Origin of the sequence: Pseudomonas sp. SJZ103 (assembly GCF_007828335.1) — a bacterium.
Classification (GTDB): Bacteria; Pseudomonadota; Gammaproteobacteria; order Pseudomonadales; family Pseudomonadaceae; genus Aquipseudomonas.
On sequence record NZ_VIUN01000009.1, the window covers coordinates 167,540 to 190,218 of the forward strand.

13 protein-coding genes are annotated in these 22,679 nt (G+C 62.1%); 11 read left to right on the forward strand and 2 right to left on the reverse strand.

Translation table 11 applies throughout. From position 1 onward, the window contains the following. The first annotated feature begins 121 nt into the window (after positions 1-121). The 9 genes from FBY10_RS19890 (at position 122) to FBY10_RS19930 (ending at position 12,418) form a co-directional block, all read left to right on the forward strand. On the forward strand, positions 122-1,402 hold the full coding sequence (locus FBY10_RS19890) for an alkane 1-monooxygenase (protein ID WP_145337538.1): 1,281 nt from the start codon (positions 122-124) through the stop codon (positions 1,400-1,402). Between the two features lie 118 nt (positions 1,403-1,520). Next, positions 1,521-2,015: an alkane oxidation protein activator PraA gene (gene praA, locus FBY10_RS19895; protein WP_145337539.1), complete on the forward strand. Its 495-nt coding sequence runs from the start codon at positions 1,521-1,523 to the stop codon at positions 2,013-2,015. 122 nt (positions 2,016-2,137) lie between these two features. After that, positions 2,138-2,632, forward strand: a complete 495-nt coding sequence (gene praB, locus FBY10_RS19900) for an alkane oxidation protein activator PraB (protein WP_027608591.1) — start codon at positions 2,138-2,140, stop codon at positions 2,630-2,632. A 131-nt stretch (positions 2,633-2,763) separates the two neighbouring features. Continuing rightward, positions 2,764-4,218, forward strand: a complete 1,455-nt coding sequence (locus tag FBY10_RS19905; RefSeq protein WP_131699328.1) for an outer membrane protein transport protein — start codon at positions 2,764-2,766, stop codon at positions 4,216-4,218. A gap of 255 nt (positions 4,219-4,473) precedes the next feature. Beyond that, positions 4,474-6,999: an acyl-CoA dehydrogenase gene (locus FBY10_RS19910; RefSeq protein WP_145337540.1), complete on the forward strand. Its 2,526-nt coding sequence runs from the start codon at positions 4,474-4,476 to the stop codon at positions 6,997-6,999. 151 nt (positions 7,000-7,150) lie between these two features. Continuing rightward, entirely contained in the window at positions 7,151-8,494 is a 1,344-nt protein-coding gene (locus FBY10_RS19915; protein ID WP_145337541.1) for a 3-oxoacyl-ACP reductase, read from the forward strand. Positions 8,495-8,497: 3 nt separating this feature from the next. Next, entirely contained in the window at positions 8,498-9,388 is an 891-nt protein-coding gene (locus FBY10_RS19920; protein ID WP_145337542.1) for a MaoC/PaaZ C-terminal domain-containing protein, read from the forward strand. Beyond that, a complete protein-coding gene (locus FBY10_RS19925; protein WP_145337543.1) occupies positions 9,385-10,683 on the forward strand; it encodes an acetyl-CoA C-acetyltransferase in 1,299 nt (432 codons plus the stop codon). The genes FBY10_RS19920 and FBY10_RS19925 overlap by 4 nt, the downstream gene beginning before the upstream one ends. 31 nt (positions 10,684-10,714) lie before the next feature. After that, complete coding sequence (locus tag FBY10_RS19930) at positions 10,715-12,418, forward strand: AMP-binding protein (RefSeq protein WP_145337544.1); 1,704 nt, start codon at positions 10,715-10,717, stop codon at positions 12,416-12,418. Between the two features lie 660 nt (positions 12,419-13,078). On the opposite strand, the gene FBY10_RS19945 is transcribed toward FBY10_RS19930, so the two are convergent. Next, a complete protein-coding gene (locus FBY10_RS19945) occupies positions 13,079-14,194 on the reverse strand; it encodes a Gfo/Idh/MocA family protein (protein WP_145337546.1) in 1,116 nt (371 codons plus the stop codon). 298 nt (positions 14,195-14,492) lie between these two features. Between FBY10_RS19945 and FBY10_RS19950 the strand changes: the two genes are divergently transcribed. Continuing rightward, on the forward strand, positions 14,493-15,521 hold the full coding sequence (locus FBY10_RS19950) for a YCF48-related protein (protein ID WP_178116777.1): 1,029 nt from the start codon (positions 14,493-14,495) through the stop codon (positions 15,519-15,521). 15 nt (positions 15,522-15,536) lie between these two features. After that, entirely contained in the window at positions 15,537-17,912 is a 2,376-nt protein-coding gene (locus FBY10_RS19955) for an RND family transporter (RefSeq protein WP_145337547.1), read from the forward strand. Between the two features lie 80 nt (positions 17,913-17,992). On the opposite strand, the gene FBY10_RS19960 is transcribed toward FBY10_RS19955, so the two are convergent. After that, positions 17,993-22,642 carry a hypothetical protein gene (locus tag FBY10_RS19960; protein ID WP_145337548.1) on the reverse strand — a complete coding sequence of 1,550 codons (4,650 nt, stop codon included), beginning with the start codon at positions 22,640-22,642 and terminating at the stop codon, positions 17,993-17,995. Positions 22,643-22,679: the final 37 nt, after the last annotated feature.

The following is a 22,679-nucleotide window of genomic DNA, read 5'->3' on the forward strand; positions in this document are numbered from 1 at the left end:
ATTTTTGAAATGCCTAAGAGCGAATAAAAATGAAAAAAACGTCTTTTATCGCATGGTTGATTTCCCGGGGCACCCAGTGCTCCCTGAACCTGTTTTCCGCCTGCCTGCCACGGAGGCTGCCATGAACCAGACTCTGGCAGCGCCAAGCGTTTGGACCGACGGCAAGCGCCACCTGTGGTGGTTGGGCATCATGCCGTTGGCTACCCCTCTGTTGTCCGGCGCACTCGCCATTACCACCGGCATTCAACAACTGTGGTGGGTCGGTGTACTGGTGATCTTTGGCCTGATCCCCCTGATCGACGGCCTGCTCGGCGAAGACGTCAGCAACCCGCCCGAATCTGCCGTCAACCACCTTGAATCCCAAAGCTACTATCGCTGGATCGTCTACACCGGTGTGCTGTTCGTCATCTCGTCGGTAGTGATTACCGGATGGCTGGCCGCCGACGGCATCGACTGGATCATCCAGGGCGGCCTGTTGCATGCCACCGCCAACCTTGAGCCTTCCAGCTGGCTGGTCCACGCCGCCGGTTACATCACCGACCGTACGCAACTGCATGGCGAACCGAGCTGGTTCACCTACCTGGGCATGGCCATGTCGACCGGCGCCGCCACCGGCATCGCCATCAACACGGCCCATGAACTGGGGCACAAGCCCAATGCCCTGGAAGTGTTCCTGGCCAAGGTCACCCTGGCGCCGACTTTCTACGGGCACTTCTACACCGAACACAACCGTGGTCATCACGTGCGCGTCGCGACGCCGGAAGACCCGGCCAGCTCGCGGCTGGGTGAAAGTTTCTGGGCCTTCCTGCCGCGCTCGGTGTGGTTCAGCGCACATTCGGCCTGGAACCTGGAACGCGAGCGTCTGCGCAAACTCGGCCTGCCGGCCTGGCATTGGAAAAACGCTGTGCTCAGTGCCTGGATGTACAGCGTGGTGTTGTGGGGCGCGATGATTGCCTGGCTGGGGGCGACGGTGATTCCGTTCCTGGTTATCCAGGGCGTCTACGGCTTCTCGTTGCTGGAAGTGGTGAACTATGTGGAGCACTACGGCCTTAAACGCCAGAAGTTGCCCAACGGTCGTTATGAGCGGTGTTCGCCTCGGCACTCCTGGAACAGTAATCGGATTGTCACCAATATCTTTCTCTTCCAGTTGCAGCGGCATTCCGATCACCATGCCAACCCGACGCGCAGTTATCAGTCGTTACGCCACTTCGATGAGTCGCCGCAACTGCCTTATGGTTACGCGAGCATGATTGTCTGGGCGTATGTGCCTTACTTGTGGCGACGACGCATGGACCATCGAGTCCTTAATCACTATGCCGGGGATATCACCCTGACCAATCTTCAACCTTCACAGCGTTTGAAGTACCTGGAAAAGTACAGCGGCAGTGCCAAGCCGTTTTGATCTGAAATAACACTTAGTTTTTGTTGTGTGCTCGGGGCCTGATTGCCGCGCAGGATTTTATCGCCCAGAGAAAGTGCTTTGACCCGAACAAAAATAATTAAAGGGAAGGACGTACACCATGCAAACACCTGCCAAGTTCACCACCCATATCGTATTCGCCGCGCTGGGCTTGATCGCCTATCACCAGGCCCAGGCCGCACGTATCGAACCGGCCGGCAGCGCGTTTACCGCCCAAGGCCCGATCAGCTTCTCCAAGGGCGCGCTGATCAGCGCCGATTGCACCATCAAGGTGGCCGGCAAGGTCGCTGCGGACGGTTCCTCGGTCAATGTCGACCAAGTCGAATTCGACGGCGGCCTCAAATGCAGCCGCGTCGAAGCCATCAACTTGCCGTGGATTCTGGTCGCCAAAGATACCAGGAGCGGTTCCATGTCGAAGATCAGCGTCGATGTTCATGCCTTCGGCCTGGGCGGCAAGTGTGGGCCTTCCACCGCCGATGGCACCTGGGATAACGCCACCGGTAAGTTGGAAGCCGCCAATGTACCGATTGGCGAAGACTGCAAGATCAAGACGGTGTCGATCAAGATGCCGCCGAACTTCAAAGTTGTTGAATAACGTGCTGCGGTAATTGAATTGAAATTTGGCTGGAAAGGGAAGTTCTGCAGTTTCACCGTGACCTCTCGTTCATGGCCATTACCCCCTGGCGAATGACTCGCCATTACATGTGAGGAAAAACAATGAAAAGCTTGAAAACCCTCGTGTCGTTGTCTGCTTTGGCTGTTTGCATGGGCGCTGCTTCGATGGCCAATGCCTATAGCATCACCCCGGTGAACTCGAGCTTCACTGCGCCAGGCACCATTTCGGTGAAGTCACCATCCTCGTTCCAGGCCACTGTTAACTGCGGCGCAACTTTTACCGGGAACGTCGATGCCAGCGGTGTCGCAAAAATCACTGGCGTGGCGGTGACCGGCGGTGGTCTTTGTGCGCTGCCGAAAATCACCGGTCTGCCATGGACCTTGACCGCCACCGGTGCCGCTGCGGGCTCGGTCAGCAACGTTGGTTACACCATCGCCGCGTCGGTTCTGTACCCGGCGTCCAATTGCGGTCCGTCCACCATTACCGTGGGCTACAGCGGTGGTGTGCTGACCGCCTCCAACCAGACCCTGAGCGGCAGCTGCACCGTGGTGAGCCTCAGCGTTACCCCAAGCCCGACATTTACCATCGTGCCTTGATGGGCAACGGACACACCGGGCTGATCACCTGTTGAAAGACTGGCGCCTCGATCGGGCGCCAGTTTGTGAACTGCCGGAAGCAAAACGAACCGGCGGGGCCGGCTCAGAGAAATAACAATAAGGAGTGCCGCATGAATAATAAGAAACAACACGTGCAGGTTTTGTTGGGGCTGGCACTGATAGGCGGGGCGATGGTGAATGCGCCCGCACAGGCCGGCGGTTTTTCAACACCGACCTACGGCGCACCCGGTTGGGGCCGGGCATTTGCCGGTGGTTCGTTGTTCAAGAACGATCCCAGTTCCGCGTACAACAACCCGGCGGCCATGGCGTTTGTCGAACACAACGTGGCGCAATTTACCGTCGACTATGCCCGCATCAAGATCAAGTACAAAGGTGACGCCTCTGATTATGCAGGCAACCCGATTTCCAATACGCCCTTGGACGCCAATGGGTTTCCCGACGTTGCAGCGACTACGGTGAATAACAACGACGGTGGTCAAGGCGGGTTCACTGCCTGGTTGCCAACCGGTTTCATGGTCATGCCCCTGGGGGATCGGTTCGCTTTCGGCCTGAGCCAGGTTGTGCCGCAAGGTATGCGCTCCACTTGGGATCAGGACTCGAAACTGCGCGACTTTGCGGTGGACACCAAAATTGAAACCGTAGGGTTGACCGGATCCCTGTCCTTTAAGGTGAATGACCAATTCTCTATCGGCGGTGGCGTGATCGTGCAACACAGCAAGGGCTTCGTCAGCCAAAACGTGGACTTGTTGTCTGCCGCCGCGGTGTCCGATTCCGTGCTGGGCGGGATCAATTTTCCGTCTGATGTCGGCAGTGCCTTGATGCGTGTGAAGGTCGACAACATTTCAGCGGGCTGGTTTACCGGCATTGTTTGGAAACCCACGGAACGAGATACCCTTGGCTTGAATTACCACGCCAAGATCAAGAACAAGATGACCGGCAAATACAATATTTACGCCGATCAGTTTTCCTACAACCTGATGACCCAGCCAAGCCCGTTTGGCGGTAGCGGTACGTTGGTGAATACCGCTTATCCAGGGTTAGAGCTGGCGCCGGACGGCGCCCATGCCAGTGTCCAACTGGACATTCCTGCCACGGCTGGCCTGGACTGGGTGCACCAGTTCAACGATCGCTTCACCCTGGGGGCCAGTGTGACCTGGACTGAGTGGTCCTCTTTCAAAGACCTGACACTCGAGTCCGGTGGCACCACCATTGTGTCCATTCCCTACAACTACAAGAACACCTGGATGTACTCCCTCGGCGGAGACTACCGCTTGACCGATGAGTTGACCTTGCGTGCAGGTGTAGCCCTTGACCAGACACCTACACGCAATTCGACCCGCGACCCGCGAATCCCGGATGGCGACCGTACATTCCTGTCGTTGGGGGCTGGTTACGATGTGAAAGCAATCAAAGGCCTCAGTCTTGACTTGGCCTATTCCCACCAGTTCGTGCAAGAGGTCAAGCTCAAGACTCAAAACGTCGATCGCCTGGGTGGCGCAAGCCTGAATGGCAAGGCGGAGTCGTCGGGCGATGTGGTGAGCGTGTCGGCCACCTACGCGTTCTGATGTTTCATAGAGGGTGATGGAAAAGGCACCAAGCGCATCTTGATGCCTTCACCCTCATTCCACGTCGACAGTTCCTTGAGTATTGGCGTTCCCAGGCTGATTCATTCAGCCGCTATTTTTTCGCCCAAGCATTAAATAAAAATTTCAAAACAAAATTTGAATTTGGCTTTCCAAGTTTGTAGTGTGGCTTTACGCCGCAGGTCAATCCGACCTTCCGCACGTAAACCACGCCCTGAATCGAGTAGAGGTATCCCCATGGTTATCTGGTTATTGGTGGGTGTCGCAGCCGCGATTGCCCTGGCGTATCGACAAGCTGCCGCCACCCTGTGGTTGGGCGCCGGACTGATCTGGCTGACAGCGTGTTACCTGTTCAACGTGGTGGCGGCGTTCGGCGCCACCGTCGCGGCGGTGCTGGTGGTGTTACCGGCTTTGCTGATGACCATTAAACCGCTGCGCCGCACGTTGTTGACCAGCAAGGCCCTCGGCCTGTTTCGCACGATCATGCCGGCGATGTCCGACACCGAACGCGCCGCCATCGAGTCCGGCACGGTGTGGTGGGACGCTGAGCTGTTCAGCGGCAAACCTAACTGGCAGCGCCTGCTGCAAGCCGCCCCGGCGAGCCTCAGCGCCGAGGAACAAGCCTTCCTCGACAATGAAGTGGAAACCCTGTGCGACATCGCCAACGACTGGGAAACCACCCAGGTCTGGCAGGACATGTCCCCCGAAGGCTGGCAGTACACCAAGGATGCCGGCTTTCTCGGCATGATCATTCCCAAGCAGTACGGCGGCAAAGGCTTCTCCCACTATGCGCACTCGCAGGTGGTGATGAAGCTCTCGACGCGCTGCTCGGCGGCGGCGATTTCGGTGATGGTCCCCAACTCCCTGGGCCCGGCCGAGTTGCTGTTGCACTACGGCACCGACGCCCAGCGCAATTACTACCTGCCGCGTTTGGCCCGGGGCGAAGACATCCCGTGCTTTGCCTTGACCAGCCCGTATGCCGGCTCCGATGCCGGGGCGATTCCCGATCTGGGCATCGTCTGCAAAGGCACCCATGAAGGCCAGGAAGTGCTGGGCTTTCGCGTGACCTGGGACAAGCGCTATATCACCCTCGGGCCGATCGCCACGGTGCTTGGCCTGGCGTTTCGCGCCGAAGACCCGGACGGTTTACTGGGGCCAAAAGGTTCGCTGGGCATCACCTGCGCCCTGATTCCTACCTCCCATCCCGGCGTGAACAGCGGCCGTCGCCACTGGCCGCTCAACGCGGTGTTCCAGAACGGTCCGACCACCGGCAAGGATGTGTTCATCCCGCTGGAATGGGTCATCGGTGGCCGCGAGCAAGTGGGCAATGGCTGGCGCATGTTGATGGAATGCCTGGCCGCCGGCCGCGCGATTTCCCTGCCGTCGGCCAACGTCGGCCTGGGCAAGGTCGCGGTGCGCGGTACCACGGCCTATGCGGCGATGCGCAAACAGTTCGGCTTGCCCATCGGCAAGTTCGAAGGCGTGCAGGCGCCGCTGGCGCGCATGGCCGGGCACCTGTATGCCTGCGATGCGGTGCGCAAGGTCTCGGTGGCGTCCCTGGATGCGGGTGAGAAACCCTCGGTGATCTCGGCCATCGCCAAATACCACGTCACCGAACGCGCGCGGATGATCGTCAACGACGGCATGGACATTGTTGCCGGCAAGGGCATCTGCATGGGCCCCAATAACTTCCTCGCCCGCGCCTACCAGCAAAGCCCCATCGCCATTACGGTGGAAGGCGCGAACATCATGACGCGCTGCCTGATCATCTATGGCCAGGGCTTGATCCGCTGCCATCCCTATGTATTCCGCGAAATGGAAGCCGCCCGCAACCCGGACCGGCGCAAGGCGCTGGAGGAATTCGACAGCGCGATGTTCGGCCATGTGAGTTTCGTGCTGGCCAACACCGTACGTGCGGCGGTGCATGCCCTGACAGGCGGGCGCCTGATTTCCGTACCGGCCAAGACCGACCCGGCTCTGGCAACCTACTATCGCCAGGCCAATCGTCTGTCGGTGGTGTTGGCGCTGGTCTCGGATATTTCCATGGGCGTGCTGGGCGGTGCCCTCAAGCGCAAGGAAAGTATCACCGGGCGTTTGGGCGATATTCTGTCGCAGCTGTACATCCTGTCCTGCGTGCTCAAGCGCTTTGAGGACGACGGCCGGCCCCAGACAGACCTGCCGCTGGTGCATTGGGCGGCACAGGACGCGTTGCTGCGTGCCCATGAAGCCCTCGCCGAAGTGCTGGATAACTACCCCTCCACGGCGGCGGCTGCGGTGCTGCGAGGCTTGACGTTCCCGTTCGGTATTCCGCTGCGCAAACCCTCGGACCACCTGCTGGCCCAGGTGGCTGATGTGGTGCAGACCCCCGGCGAAACCCGCGACCGCCTGCTGGCCAATTCCTACATTCCGCGCCCGGAAATCGACAAGCTGGCCTATGGCGAACTGGGCTTCCGCCTGTTGCCGCAGGTGGAGTTGATCGACGCCCGACTCAAGCCAGCCATTAAGCAAGGCCTGCTCGAACCAATGCCGATCTCCACCACCGCGTTTACCGCCTGGCGCGTCAAGGCGCGGGCGCTGGACCTGATCAGCGACGACGAAGACGCCTTGCTGGCGCGCTATGTGGAATACGCCGACCACGCTATCCAGGTGGATGACTTCCCCCAGGACTTCGGTTTGCTGGAGGCGTTGCAGCAGCGCAAGCAGGCGTTGGAACCGGCGCCCAAGCGCCGCAGCAGCCAAAGCGAAAACGCCTCGGTCAACTAGGACAAACGCGGTCAATGTGGGAGGGGGCTTGCTCCCGATAGCAATCCATCAGTCACCGACTCATTGGTTGAACCACCGCTATCGGGAGCAAGCCCCCTCCCACATTGGATCGGGTTTACAAGGTCAGAATGTGTTGTGAGTGAATGCGGATATGAGTGACAGCTACCTATCGTTCGTCAATTCCCCCTGGGGCCGTCGCCTGGCCCAGGCGGTGGGCTTGCCTCAGCCCGTGCCGTTGCAGCGCCATCGCAGCGGCCAGCCAGGCCTGGCCAACCCGGTGATTGTCGCCGGGGCAGGGCGCCTGGTTGCGCAGGTGCAACAGGTGTTCAGCGCCACCGACACGGTCACCGCCACCCCGGCGACGCTCAAGGCGCCGTCCACGGTCAAGGTGCAGGGCGCAGTGTTCGATGCCAGCGCTGTGGTCGACCTGAAACAGTTGGATGAGCTGTACGAATTCTTCCACGCCAACGCCAAACGCCTTGGCCAGCACGGTCGAGTGGTGGTGTTGGGCACGGCGCCCGAACACTGCGCGGACTTGCCCCAGGCCATCGCCCAGCGTGCCCTCGAAGGGCTGGTGCGCTCGCTGGCCAAGGAGCTGCGCCGGGCGATCACCGTGCAGTTGTTGTACGTGGCGCCGGGTGCGGAAGATGCGCTGGACAGCAGCTTGCGTTTCTTCCTGTCGCGCCGTTCGGCCTACGTCTCCGGGCAAGTGGTGCGCCTGGAAAAACCCGTGGATGGTCATGTCAGCGTCAATTGGGACAAACCCTTCGCCGGCCGACGCGCGCTGGTGACCGGGGCTTCCCGTGGCATCGGCCTGGCGATTGCCCAGGTACTCGCCCGCGACGGCGCCCATGTGGTCTGCGTGGACGTGCCCCAGGCCCAGGCATCGCTGCAACAGGCGGCCGCCAGTGTGGACGGTTCGGCGCTGCCATTGGACATCACGGCGGCGGACGCCGCTGTACAGCTTCAAGCCCACGTCAGCCAATACGGCGCCTTCGACGTGGTAGTGCACAACGCCGGGATTACCCGCGACAAGACCATCGCCAAGATGACGGAGGCGGCCTGGCGCAGCGTGCTGGCGGTCAACCTCGAAGCACCGTTGAACCTGAGCAACGCCCTGTTGGAATGCCAGGGCCTTAACCCCGGTGGGCGCATCGTGTGCGTGTCGTCGATCTCCGGCATTGCCGGCAACCTCGGGCAAAGCAACTACGCCACCTCCAAGGCCGGCGTGATTGGCCTGGTGCAAGGTCTGGCGCCGCATGCGGCGGCGGCCCAGGTCACGGTGAATGCCGTAGCGCCGGGGTTTATCGAGACCCAGATGACCGCAAAAATCCCGCTGATGATTCGCGAGGCGGGGCGGCGCATGAACTCGATGTCCCAAGGCGGGCAGCCGATCGATGTGGCCGAAACCATTGCCTGGCTGGCGCATCCTGCGTCCGGCGGGGTCAACGGCCAGGTCGTGCGCGTGTGCGGCCAAAGCCTGCTGGGAGCCTGAGCCATGGACTACGTGACGCAGATCATCGACCCACCGCCATCACGCACGCGCCTGTTGCTGGACGGCGTGCGTGGCTTGCGCAAGCCCAAGTTCGACGGCGCCCCGCTGTTGCCCAAGGAGCGCCTGGTGCGCTCGGCGGTGGAGTTGTCCGCCGCCGGTATCGCCGCCTATGGCCGTGCCTGTGGTTTTCGCCGCGAGCAGGGTGTGCCGTTGTCTTACCCCCATGTGCTGGCGTTCCCCCTGCACCTGATGCTGCTGACCCGTCCGAGTTTTCCGTACCCGGCCAGCGGCATGGTGCACCTGGCCAACCGCATCCGGCAGCACCAGCGGCTGCGGGAAGGCCAGGCGCTGCGCCTGGACGTCTTTTGTGAACGCTGGGTGGCCCATGCCAAGGGCCAGGCGCTGAGCATCGCCACCCGCGCCTACAGCAGCGGCACCCTGGTGTGGGAAAGCGACAGCCTGTACCTGCGCCGCGAGGTCAAAAGTCCCGTCGGCGAGCCGTGGGAGGACGCGCTGGCCTTGCAGGAGGAAGGCCTGTTGCGTACGCAGCGCTGGGTGTTGCCGGCCAATCTGGGGCGGCGCTTCGCCAAGGTCTCGGGGGACTTCAACCCGATCCACACCTCACTGATCGGCGCCAGGCTCTTCGGCTTTCGCCGCGCCATCGCCCATGGCATGTGGACCCTCGGCCGCGCATTGGCCGCTCAACAACCGCCCGGTGGCCTGGATCAGGCCCAAGCCCATTGCGACTTCAAGCTACCGATCTTTTTGCCCGGCCAGGTCGCCCTGTGGCAACACCCCGTGAGCGGCCCGCGCCGCGAATTCGAAGTGCGCAATTTCGCCGGCGACAAACCGCATATGCGCGGGCTATTTGTCTGGAATGAGAGCCCTACATGAGTGACTACAGCTTCAATCCGGCCCCGACCCGCCGCGTGGCGATTATCGGCGGCAACCGCATCCCGTTTGCCCGTTCCAACACGGTGTACGCCCACGACAGCAACCAGGACCTGCTGGTGGCGGCGCTGCAGGGCCTGGTCGACCGTTACAACCTGCACGGCCAGCGCCTGGGCGAGTTTGCCGCCGGCGCGGTGATCAAGCATTCGCGGGATTTCAACCTGGCGCGCGAGTCGCTGTTGTCGACCACCTTGTCCCCGCAGACCCCGGCCTACGATGTGCAGCAAGCCTGCGGCACCGGCCTGGAAGCAGCCTTGCTGGTGGCGAACAAAATCGCCCTCGGCCAGATCGAGGTGGGCATCGCCGGTGGCGCCGACACCACCTCCGACGCGCCCATCGGCATCAATGAGTCCCTGCGCCACACCTTGCTCGCGGCCAACCGCGCCAAGGGCATGGGCGACACGTTGAAGGCGCTGCTGAAGGTGCGCCCGTCGATGTTGTTCAAGCCGCTGTTGCCGCGCAATGGCGAGCCGCGCACCGGCTTGTCCATGGGCGAGCATTGCGAGGCAATGGCCCAGCGCTGGCAGATCAAGCGTCTGGCCCAGGATGAGCTGACCCTCACCAGCCACCAGCGCCTGGATGCCGCGTATCAGCGCGGTTTCTTCGACGACCTGATCAGCCCCCATCGCGGCCTGGCGCGGGACAACAACCTGCGCGCCGACGCCAGCCTGGAGAAACTCGCCGGGCTGTCCCCGGCCTACGATCGCCAGAACGGCACCCTCACGGCGGGCAACTCCACGCCACTGACGGATGGCGCTTCGGTGGTGCTGTTGGCCAGCGAAGAGTGGGCGACCGCCAATGGCTGGCCGGTGTTGGCCTACCTGCGCACGGGCGAGACAGCGGCGGTGAGTTTTGTCGACGGCAGCGAAGGCCTGTTGATGGCCCCGGCCTATGCGGTACCGCGCATGCTCAAGCGCGAAGGGTTGAGTTTCGCCGACTTCGATTTCTTCGAGATCCACGAAGCGTTTGCCGCCCAGGTGCTGTGCACGCTCAAGGCCTGGGAAGACGCCGATTACTGCCGCGAACGGCTCGGCCTGGACGCGCCACTGGGGGCCATCGACCGCGCCAAAATGAACGTCAACGGCGGCTCCCTCGGCTGCGGTCACCCGTTTGCCGCCACCGGTGGCCGGCAATTGGCGGCCCTGGCCAAGGCCATTCACGAGCGGGGCGGCGGTCGCGGCCTGATATCCATCTGCGCGGCGGGCGGGCTGGGCATTACCGCCATCGTCGAAAAGTAGCGCCAACAAAAACAACAACAAGGAGACTGCCATGAACGCTATCAGCCTGGAACACGCCGAACGGGTGTGGTTGAACGCTTACCTGCCCGGCGTCCCGGCAGACATCGATGCCGCTATCGAGGACTACCCGTCGCTGCGCGAGGTGTTCCTGGAACACCTGGAGAAATTTCGCGAGCGGGTGGCCTACGTCAGCATCGGCACCGAAATGACCTACGCCGACTGGCAGGTGCAAGGCATTGCGTTTGCCGCCTGGCTGCAGGGCCAGGGCGTGAAGAAGGGCGACCGCGTGGCGCTGATGATGCCCAACTGCTTGCAGTACCCGATCTGCCTGCTGGGCACCATCCTGGCCGGCGCGGTGGTGGTCAACGTCAACCCGTTGTACACCTCCCACGAGCTCAAGCATCTGCTCAAGGACAGCGGCGCCGAAACCGTGGTGATCTTCGAAAACTTCGCCCACACCCTGGAAAAAGTCATTGCCGGCAGCAGCGTCAAGCGCGTGGTGGTGGCCGCCATTGGCGACTTGCTTGGCACCTTCAAGGGCGCGGCGATGAACTTCATCCTGCGCCGCGTGCAAAAGCAGGTGCCGGCCTTCAACCTGAGGGGCTCGGTGCGTTTCAACCAGGTGCTGAAACAGGGCCGCGCGCTCAACCACTTCCCGGTGGACATACACCTCGACGACCTGGCCTTCCTGCAATACACCGGCGGCACCACGGGGGACGCCAAGGGCGTGATGCTCAGCCATCGCAACATCATCGCCAACCTGTTGCAGGCCAAGGCCTGGGTCGGCGACCAGTTGGACCAGGACAAACAGGAAACCAACGTCACCCTGCTGCCGCTGTACCACATCTTTTCGCTGACGGTGAATTGCCTGATGTTCATGTGCCTGGGTGGGCGCAACATACTCATCGCCAACCCCAGGGATGTGAAGCGGGTGCAGATGATCCTGCGCAAGGAGCGCTTCAATGGCATCGCCGGGGTCAATACGCTGTTCAACGGCCTGCTGGAGAACAAAGAGTTCTGTGCGCGGGACTTCTCCGACCTGCGCATGGTGATTGCCGGCGGCATGGCCACGCACACGGCGGTGGCCAAGCGCTGGAAGGAAGTCACCGGGCTGCCGATCATCGAAGGCTACGGCCTCACCGAATGCTCGCCGGTGGTGAGCATCAGCCCGATCAACATTGCGCGCATGCGCGAGATGGAATTCACCGGCAGCATCGGCGTCCCGCTGCCGTCGACCTGGGTGCGGTTTATGCGGGAAGACGGCGAACTGGCCGATATCGGCGAGCAGGGCGAACTGCAAGTGCGCGGCCCGCAGGTGATGCAGGGCTATTGGAAGCGGCCGAAGGAAACCGCCGAAGTGCTCGACGCTGAAGGCTGGTTGTCGACCGGTGACATCGGCGTGATGGATGAACGCGGCTTTATCCGCCTGGTAGACCGCAAGAAAGACATGATCCTGGTCTCGGGCTTCAACGTGTACCCCAATGAAATCGAAGACGTGGTGGCGCTGCACCCGGGCGTCGGTGAAGTGGCGGCCATTGGGGTGGAAGATGGCGTGACGGGGGAAAAGGTCAAGATCATCGTGGTGCGCAAGGACCCGAACCTGACCCAGGAGCAGATCCTCGCCCATTGCCGGGAATACCTGACGGGTTACAAGGTGCCCAGGTATGTGGAGTTTCGCACTACCGAGTTGCCCAAGACCACTGTGGGTAAAGTACTGCGCCGAGCCTTGCGCTGATTTAACTGCGTGTAGGTGATCTAAATGTGGGAGGGGGCTTGCTCCCGATGGCGGCCTCTGGGCCGACCATGTGCTGGGGTTGGAATGAGTACATATCCGTTGCTGCGGTAACGGCCACTTAGGGTTCCGCTCTTACAGCGGGTCACTTTTGGAAGAGCGCCAAAAGTAACCAAAAACGCTTCGCCCCACCACTCGGCACCTCGCCTAGGCTCGGTGTGCCCGTAATCCGACAGTGATTTGGGGGGCCGCCGCCACGCGCCATCCATGGAGCGGGGCGGCTAAACCGGCATCCCTGCCGGTTTACCCCCCAAATCACTATCGGATTCCGGCCAGCGTGGTTAACGGGGCGCCTGAGATCAAGATCAAAAGCAAGATCAAGAGCGGCTCGCTTCGCATCGTGGTTACCGTTGGCTGCTACAACGTTGTGTAGATGGTTGACGCTCCGCCATCGGCGGCATGGGTATCTACACAACTTTTCAGACCCTGACAAATCTCCCTGTGACGAGCGGGCTTGTCCCGCGTTGGGCTGCGGAGCAGCCCCAAAACCAGCCGCAGTGGAGTGCCTGATACACCGCATTCGTCTTCATCAGGGGCGCTTCGCACGCCAACGCGGGACAAGCCCGCTCGCCACAGAGGTAGTGGGGCCTCCCTCCTACATGTTCAGAGCGAGTTCACGTTGACCCAGCGTTCTTCCTGGGCAGCCACACGAATCGCCGTCGCCAACCGCTCCACTTCCCACGCGGCTTCAAAGTCGGTGCCATCCGCGCCTTGCCCCGTCACGGCCATGATCAACTCCTGCACCTCCAGGGTCTTCAGCTCGTTGTACCCCAGCTGATGCCCCGCCGCCGGGCTGAAGGCCGCGTAGCCGGGCAGGGCAGGGCCGGCCAGCAAACGCTGGAAACCGTCCTGGCCGGCACGGCACAGGCGCAGTTCATTCAAGCGCTCCTGATCGAACGCCAACGTGCCCTTGGTGCCGCTGATCTCGAAACTCAGGTGGTTCTTGTAACCATGCTTGAGCCAACTGCTGCTCACCGTACCGCGCGCACCGTTGGCGAAGCGCAGCAGGGCGTGCACCTGGTCATCCACGGCGATGGCTTTCTGCTCGGCGCTGCCGTTGACGGCCGGGCGTTGGGCGTGGACGGTCTGGGTGTCGGCGCATACGCCGGTCACATCGCCCACCAGGTAACGCGCCATTGCCAGCAAGTGGCTGCCCAGGTCCGCCAGGGCGCCACCGGCGTGCCCCACTTCACAACGCCACGACCACGGTGACGCCGGGTCGGCCATGAAGTCTTCACTGAACTCGCCCTGGAAGCTGATGATGTCGCCGAGGTCACCCTCGGCAATCAGTTGCCGCGCCAGGCCGATCATCGGGTTGTGCTGGTAGTTGTAGCCGACCCGCGTCACCACCCCGGCTTTGCGGGCGGCTTGGCGCATGGCATCGGCCTGCTCCAGACTGACCGCCAGGGGTTTTTCGCAGTACACCGCCTTGCCCGCTGCAATGGCCGCCATCGCCATGGGAAAGTGCAGGTGGTTCGGCGTGGTGATGGCCACCACATCCACGGCGGGGTCGTCGATCAGCGCCTGCCAGTCGCCGTGGGCCTGGGCAAACCCCCAGGCCGTGGCACAGCGCTGGGCGCGCTCGGTGTCGGCATCGGCCAGGGCGGCCAGCTTGAGGTGTACCGGCAGTTCAAATACCGCCCGGGCATTGTTGAATGCCAGGGCGTGGGCGCGGCCCATGAAGCCTGTGCCGATCAAGCCGATTCCGAGTTCACGCATAGCCGTGGTCCTTTGGATTATTGTTTTCAGGAGGGCTATTAATGGAATAAAAATTCAAATAATTCAATAGATGGAATAAAAATTCATTAATCAGCCTGGCTAATACCCTCCTATTCAGGCATGGCCAAACGCCGTCAGTTAACAAAAGATAACGTAGCACCGATTGTCAGACGATTCGAAAGCCCGATAGGATGGCCCCTGCTTCCTCCAGGCGCTCTAGATTGCAGGTTTCAGGGCCCGGGAAGGCGAGACGACCTAACAATAATAAATGGGAGAAAGGTCTATGAGTGAGCCTGTCATGGGTTGGGTTGTTTGCCGCCCACGCGCCGCACGCAGGGTTGCGTTGCTGGCCGCAGCGCTCTCGCTGTTTGGGACTGTCGCGTTGCCGACTGTCGTCCAGGCCGCCAGCGATACCCCTTTTGCGATTGAATCCCCCAAGGCCGCCAAAGGCCTGATGATCGATGTCGTCCACGCCGGCAAGCGCCTGGTGGCGGTCGGTGATCGCGGGCACATCCTCTATTCCGATGACCAGGGCAACACCTGGACCCAAGCCAAAGTCCCCACCCAGCAGTTGCTCACGGCGGTGTATTTCGTCGATGACAAGCAGGGCTGGGCGGTTGGCCATGATGCGCAAATCCTCGCCAGTACCGACGGCGGCGCCACCTGGACCCAGCAATACCAGGACCTCAAGCGTGAATCCCCGCTGCTCGACATCTGGTTCAACGACGCCAGCCACGGCCTGGCCGTGGGCGCCTACGGGGCGCTGATCGAGACCACCGACGGCGGCAAGACCTGGAACGACGTCAGCGACCGCCTCGACAATGAAGACCAGTTCCACCTCAACGCTATTGCCCGGATCAAGGACGCCGGCCTGTTTATCGTCGGCGAGCAGGGCAGCATGTTCCGCTCCAGCGACGACGGCCAGACCTGGGAAAAACTCGAAGGCCCCTACGAGGGCTCGCTGTTTGGCGTGATCAGCACCGCACAACCTCAAACCCTGCTGGCCTACGGCTTGCGCGGCAACCTTTACCGTTCCACGGATTTCGGCAGCACCTGGGAACAGGTCGAACTGAATGCCGCACGCGGCGCATTGGAGTTCGGTTTGTCGGGGGCGACGTTGCTCGAGGACGGCGCCATCGTTGTCGTCGGCAATGGCGGCAGCGTGGTGGTCAGCCATGACGACGGCCAGACCTTCAGCGTGTTCAATCGCCCGGACCGCATTTCGTTGTCGGCCGTCACGGCGGCAGGCAATGGCAACTTGATTCTGGTCGGGCAGGGTGGTGTTCGCGTCGCCACACCCACTGGCGCCGAACCGACACAACAATAAGAAGGCGGGGAACGCATGAGCAGTCATCACAACGATAAAGCGACCTTTCTTGAGCGCCTGATCTTCAACAACCGCCCGGCAGTCATCGTGATCTGCCTGTTGGTGAGCATTTTCCTGTTCTGGCAGGCGACGTTGATTCGCCCGTCCACCAGCTTTGAAAAGATGATCCCGCTCAAGCACCCCTTCATCGAAAAGATGATGGAACACCGCAACGACCTCGCCAACCTGGGCAACACGGTGCGTATCTCGGTGGAGGCCAAGGACGGTGACATCTTTACTAAGGAATACATGGAGACCCTGCGCCAGATCAACGACGAGGTGTTCTACATCTCCGGCGTCGATCGTTCGGGCCTCAAGTCGCTGTGGAGCCCCAGCGTACGCTGGACCGAAGTGACCGAAGAAGGCTTTGCCGGCGGTGAAGTGATCCCGCAGAGCTACAACGGCTCGCCGCAAAGCCTCGATCAACTGCGCAACAACGTGCTCAAGTCCGGCCAGGTGGGGCGCCTGGTGGCCAACGATTTCAAGTCGAGTATCGTCGACATCCCGCTGCTGGAGTCCTACCCGGACCCGCAGGACCAGGGCAAGTTGCTGGCCCTGGATTACCGCAAGTTTTCCCATGAACTCGAAGACAAGATCCGCGACAAGTTCGAAGCCCAGAACCCCAACGTCAAGATCCACATCGTCGGCTTCGCCAAGAAGGTCGGCGACCTGATCGACGGCCTGGTGATGGTTGTGCTGTTCTTCGGCGTTGCGTTCGTGATCACCCTGGTTCTATTGCTGTGGTTCACCAACTGCCTGCGCAGCACCATTGCGGTGTTGAGCACCACACTGGTGGCGGTGGTCTGGCAACTCGGCCTGATGCACTTCTTCGGCTTCGGGCTGGATCCGTATTCGATGCTGGTGCCGTTCCTGATCTTCGCCATCGGGATTTCCCACGGTGTGCAGAAGATCAACGGTATCGCCCTGCAATCCAGCGAGGCAGACAACGCGCTGACCGCCGCGCGGCGGACTTTCCGGCAACTGTTCCTGCCAGGGATGATCGCGATCCTCGCGGACGCCGTGGGCTTTATCACGCTGCTGATCATCGATATCGGCGTAATCCGCGAACTGGCCATTGGCGCGTCCATCGGCGTGGCGGTGATCGTGTTCACCAACCTGATCCTGCTGCCGGTGGCGATTTCCTATGCGGGCATCAGCAAGCGTGCCATCGCCCGCAGCAAGAAGGACGCGCACCGCGAACATCCGTTCTGGCGCCTGCTGTCGAAGTTCGCCAGCGCCAAAGTGGCGCCGGTGTCGGTCTTGCTGGCGCTGGTGGCGTTTGGCGGCGGCCTCTGGTACAGCCAGAACCTGAAGATCGGCGACCTCGACCAGGGCGCCCCGGAACTGCGTCCCGACTCGCGCTACAACAAAGACAACAACTTCATCATCAGCAACTACTCCACCAGTTCCGACGTGCTGGTGGTGATGGTCAAGACCAAGGCCGAAGGCTGCTCGCGCTATGAAGCCATGGCGCCCATCGACCAGTTGATGTGGAAAATGCAGAACACCGAAGGCGTGCAGTCGGCGATCTCGCTGGTGACCGTGTCCAAGCAGATGATCAAGGGCATGAACGAGGGCAACCTCAAGTGGGAAACCCTGTCGCGTAACCCCGACGTGCTGAACAACTCCATCGCCCGTGCCGATGGCCTGTACAACAACAATTGCTCACTGGCGCCGGTGCTGGTGTTCCTCAACGACCACAAGGCCGAAACCCTCGACCGCGCGGTGCATGCGGTGCAGGACTTCGCCAAGGAGAACAACAAGGACGGCCTGGAATTCATCCTCGCCGCCGGTAACGCCGGGATCGAGGCGGCCACCAACGAGGTGATCAAGGAGTCGGAACTGACCATCCTGATCCTGGTGTACCTGTGCGTGGCGACCATGTGCATGATCACCTTCCGTTCCTGGGCAGCGACCCTGTGCATCGTGCTGCCGCTGGTGCTGACCTCGGTGCTGGGCAACGCGCTGATGGCGTTCATGGGCATCGGCGTCAAGGTCGCGACCTTGCCGGTGGTGGCCCTGGGCGTGGGGATCGGCGTGGACTACGGCATCTACATCTACAGCCGCCTGGAAAGCTTCCTGCGGGCAGGTTTGCCGTTGCAGGAAGCCTATTACCAGACGCTCAAGTCCACCGGTAAAGCGGTGCTGTTCACCGGTTTGTGCCTGGCCATCGGCGTGTGCACCTGGATCTTCTCGGCCATCAAGTTCCAGGCCGACATGGGCCTGATGCTCACCTTCATGCTGCTGTGGAACATGTTCGGTGCACTGTGGCTGCTGCCGGCACTCGCGCGTTTCCTGATCAAGCCCGAGAAGCTGGCGGGGCAGAAGGGCAACTCGTTGTTTGCCCACTAAAGCCTGGGTAAAAAACAATCTCCATGCCCGCTCGCCACAGAAAGCCCGCTTGGCACTGCAAGCGGGCTCGCCACAGTTTTTCAGGAGGCCAGCGGCAGGAACCAACGCTCCGCCAGCGCCTTGCCGATCAACCCTCGATGCACATCCACCACCGCCTGGGGGCTTTGGGCCCTGGCCAGCTGCGAGTAGTAGCTCACCCGGCGTTGCTCGCGGATTTTCAGGTGCGCGGCGGTGTAGTTCTGCTTGGGCGTGTCAGCCGCCGGGTAATGGAAATGGGCGTACCACAAGGGGTAGCCACCCTGGTCGTTGACCGCGTATTCCTGGACAAAGTCCCGCCGGTCGCCGCTGAGCTGGATACGCTCGCCCAGCAGCGCCATGTTCGCGCGCTTTTGTTCGATCAGGAATTCCAGGTTGCCGTGGGTGGGAGGTAATTCGAGGCACAGCTGAATGCGTAGCGCCAGGCCACGCTCATTCAGGCGCACCGCGGCCTGGCGCATGTCGCGCTCCAGCGCCTGGTCTGCGGGCGTACGGGCCTCGGCTGGTTGGGCCTGGATGGCCCGGTACAGTTCGTTGGTCAATTTGTCGTAGCGTACCGACTCATGTTGCAGCACCTCCTGGACCTCTTCCGGATGCCTGGAGATTTTCATGTATTGATCGCCGCGCTTGAGGTGTTCTTCCAGCATGGCCAGCAGCTTGCGGGCTTCACCCTTGACCAGGCTCAGGCTGCGGGGAGCCGGTGCGGCTGTCGGCAGTACCGATTCCTTGAACTTGATCCATTGTTCGCCTCGTTGCGCATAAGTACCCAGCACCTCGCCGGTGACTTCCGAGCGAACCTCGACGGTTTCCAGGGTACCCAGGGGTTTGACTTCGCCGATAAAGGTGCCTTTTTTGGGCGTGCGTATGACTTTTTTCTGCGGTCGGCCCACGGCCGTCGGGCTGCGCCGATTCGGGCGCCGGGGGGGCCGGGCAATCGGCTTGATTTCGCTGGCCAACTGCCTGGCCGCCTCCTGGTACAGCTCCCTCACCAGCGTGACCAGCTTGGGGAAATAGTCGCCGTCGAGCTCATCGGCGTTGACGATGCCAACCCCCTGCAATGAGTCCAGGCCTCGCCCATAGTGCTCCACCAGGCTTTCCAGCACGTTGATGCGTTCCTCTGCCGACAGTTCCAGGTCGTTCAGGTCACTGTGGGTACGCAAGTGCTCCTGAAGCGGCTCGAGGATATCGATCAGCACACTCACCAAGGGATGATCAGGGTGTTTATGGGTCATCAGTTCATAGTTGCGCATCAGCAGGGCCTTGACGGCCAAGGCACTGATTTCCTGCGGGCGTTCCCAGGTCAGGCGCTTGTAGTATTCAGCCCCGGCGTCGCCGAGGCTGAACAGCTGGTCGAGATAGCGGTCACGCCGTTCGAGCCAATGGGCCGAGCGTTCATTGATGGCAGTCATTGCGCGGATGAACTCGCGGTAAGCCGCGAAGTCGGTCAGTACCGCTTCGGCCAGGCGTGCGCCCTTGACGGTGAAGCGACTGTTGTTGTGGTAAAGCGCTGTACGGTCTTTTTCGGCCACCACCACATGTTTGCGCGCGTTGTTGACGATATTTTCCAATAAGCTCGCCACCGACTGGGACGGCAAGGCAATCCCCAGCGCGCTGCGCTCTTGCAGGCTGTCCAGCTGTTGCTGGTAGGCCTGCGTCTGTTCCTGCAGCGCCGTATCGAAGCGTTGGCGACTGTCGGCCCGTTGCGTTTCGCTGAAGCGTGGGTCCTCGTCGGTTCTGGTCATCACCCCCAGGATAATGTCGATCCGACTCTGCTGGGCCGCCTGGCCCTGGATGAACTGTTCGAAGCTGAGCTTGAGTTCGCTGATGCGCTGCGCCTGGCGCTGGCGTTCGGCGGCAATCCGCTTGGGCGGCATGCCGCCACGCAGCCGCATGTCGACCGACCAGGTCCCGTCGCTCTCGCTGCGCAAGTAGGGGCCGTGGTGCGTCGCGTCGCCAGGCATCACCACGCGGATATCGCCCTCCGGCTCCAGGGCCACCTGCAGCCACTCGTCCTCCACCAGGGCATGCCAGGTGTTCTCCACCAGGTAGAGCCCGCGACGTGGCCCGTTCAATACCGGTTGGGGCAGGGGCGTCGGGCGAGGCGCGCGGAAGCTGGTCAGGCGGCTGCGCTGGATCGTGGTCAGACGCTGGCGTGCCTGGGTAAAACTCAAGTCCAGTAGAGTTTTGCCCGTCTGCGCTGGCGCGCCCGGCAGGATGACAGCGCCTTCACGGATCCTGGGCGGTGGCGGCAGCGGCCACTGCTCGGCGATCCACGGGGCCAGGGGGGCGGGCAATGCTTCGTCCTTGAGCCCTACCTCCAGCGCAGAGGGTGCGGCGATCACCACGGGAACGGCCTCAAGCAACAGCAAGCCGAGGTTGAGCAGCAGGTCGACGGTCGCCAGTTCTCGGGTTTGCGGGTCTTGGGAGGCCAGCGCCGGAATGTCCTGGTCCAGGCTGGCCATCAGGCCCCACAGCCAGCCGGTCAGCATGGCCGGCCCACGCAGCAGTGGCAGCAACAGGTTACCGAACAACAAGCTGCTGCCTTCGCGCAGCACCTGCCAGCGGCCTTCGCTGTTGGACACCGATTCACGATTGGCCTGCTCCACCAGGGCCCGCGCGTGGTCGCTGTACAAGTAGCTCATCAGGCGCCCGGTCACCCGGCATTGTTGCAGCTCGTCATTGATACCATCGACGGACAGCGTGGCCGGCGCCGGTTTACTCAAGGGGGCGAATTCGTCGCCCTGGCCAAAGCGCAGCGAGTGGGGCTCGCGGAACCCGCCATTGGCGTAGATGGGCCGGGCTTTGTCACTCAGCCAGGTCAACACGCCGTCCTGCAAGGGGCCGCTCTCCGCGATGGCCTCGAACAGGGCCTCGCGGCTGGCAAATTCCTGGAGTGCCTCGGCATACAGCGGGCGGTACAACACATGGGGGCCGACGCGGATGTCTTCGGCCTCGATCAAGTACATCGCGGTGACCGTGTCCGGTTGGGCGCCGGGCGTCCGCAGCAGCGCCAGATGGCGGATCACCACGGGCCGTTGGTCGACCCTATGGTTGGCAGCATCAGGCTCCATCAATGCCGCTACCAGGCGCGCGCCCGTGGCGCTCAGGCCCGCTTGCTGCTTGAGGTTCAGTTCCAGGGCCAGCAAGGGCAACTGCACGGCCTGTTGTTCGGCGAACAGGGTTTCACGCTGGCGTGCCTCGGCGCTTTCGCCAAGCAGATGTGTTTCCAGCAGGCGCGGGTAGTACTGGCCGATGTCCGCGCGTGCCACCGGGCCGTCGGCACCCATCAGGTAGTCGGCGGTCAGCCAGACCGGTAGTGGCAAGCCGAGCCGGTGGGTGAGGGTCACGCTGCCGCTGGGGCGGCTGGACACGTTGTCGATGGCCAGGTCGGTCAGGCTCATGCGTTCATGCCGGATGATCCCGGCGGTACCCGGATAGCCGGCGGCGATGGCGAAGCTCAGTTGCAGGTCATCGGGATGCAGGGCGGCGACCGAGGGCGGTGTGAGCGCCGACATGCCCAAGGTCACGGCATCCTGCTGCAAGGCTTGCAACAGCGCGTTGACGGTGTAGGTACGCAGGTCATCGATGTCGCTGAAGGCGTTACGCCCCGCAGCCCGCCGTTTGGCCCCGGCGAGCGCCAGGGTATAGCGCCTGTACGTGGCCTGGTCGTCGGAACTGGCGTCGCGCAGCCAGGTCGGCAGGTGCTGGCGCAAGCTGTCCAGGGTTCGCGCTGGGGCGGCCGGCGCATCGCGCAAAAAACGCCCCGGGTCGGTGATGTCGGCGTACAGCGCCTCCCAGGTGCTGAAGGGCTGGCCGGTGGGCAGGCGCAGGCTGCCCAGGTCTTCGAGTTGGCGATTGAGGATCATCGACGCTTGGTGCTCGAAGGGATCGCCGTCGGGCTCGTAGCGTTGAATCAAGATGTCATCGACCTGGTACCGGCGGCTCAATTGTTGGCCGTAGGCCTGGATCAGTGCGTCCATGCTCTCGAACGTCTCGACGGAGTGTTCCGGGCTGCACAACAGCACCGAAACCTTGCCGTTGAAGGCGCGGACCAGAGCCAACTGCGGCCCGATCAGGGTCACGCTGCGTTCGGCGGTTGTGAGTGTGGCTTCCAGGCTGTACGCAATCACGGCATTCGGCCCATGACGTGCGATGCGTGCCTCGCGGTGCGGCCTCTCGAGCAACTGCTCGAGGGTCTCCCTGGCGGGTGGGTCCAGACTGGCCTGGCTCAGGGCACTGATGCGCAGGGCGTCTCTCAATACGCCAGCCAGCCAGCGCCAGGGGCCGCTATCCCAGTATTCGGTCAGCGCATTTTGCAGGGCGATGGGCAGGATGCGTGGCAGTTCGTCGACCAGCGTCGCGATGACCTGCATATCGAGTTTTTCCCCGGTCACACCGGGCAACTTCAGGCGCTTGGGTGGCTCGTCCGAGAGGTACCAGGGCGAGCCGTTCACGTCGCTGAAGTCCAACGCCACACCACTGGCCAGGGCGTCGTGGACCACCTGCATAAAGGGCTGCAGCAGCCAGCCTCGGCGTTGTGGCCTGGCCAGGCGTGTGCGGCTGAGGTCCAGGCTCAGGCTGGGGTATCCGGCGCCGATGGTCGTGGCGAGTTGCTGGCGAATCACGCTGTCCAGTGTCGGTCGATCAGCGAAGCGAGCGCTGACGGCGTGGGCAATAGAATGAGGGGCTTGCATAAACATCCTTTTTGGCAAAGCGATGCCGTTCATGGCG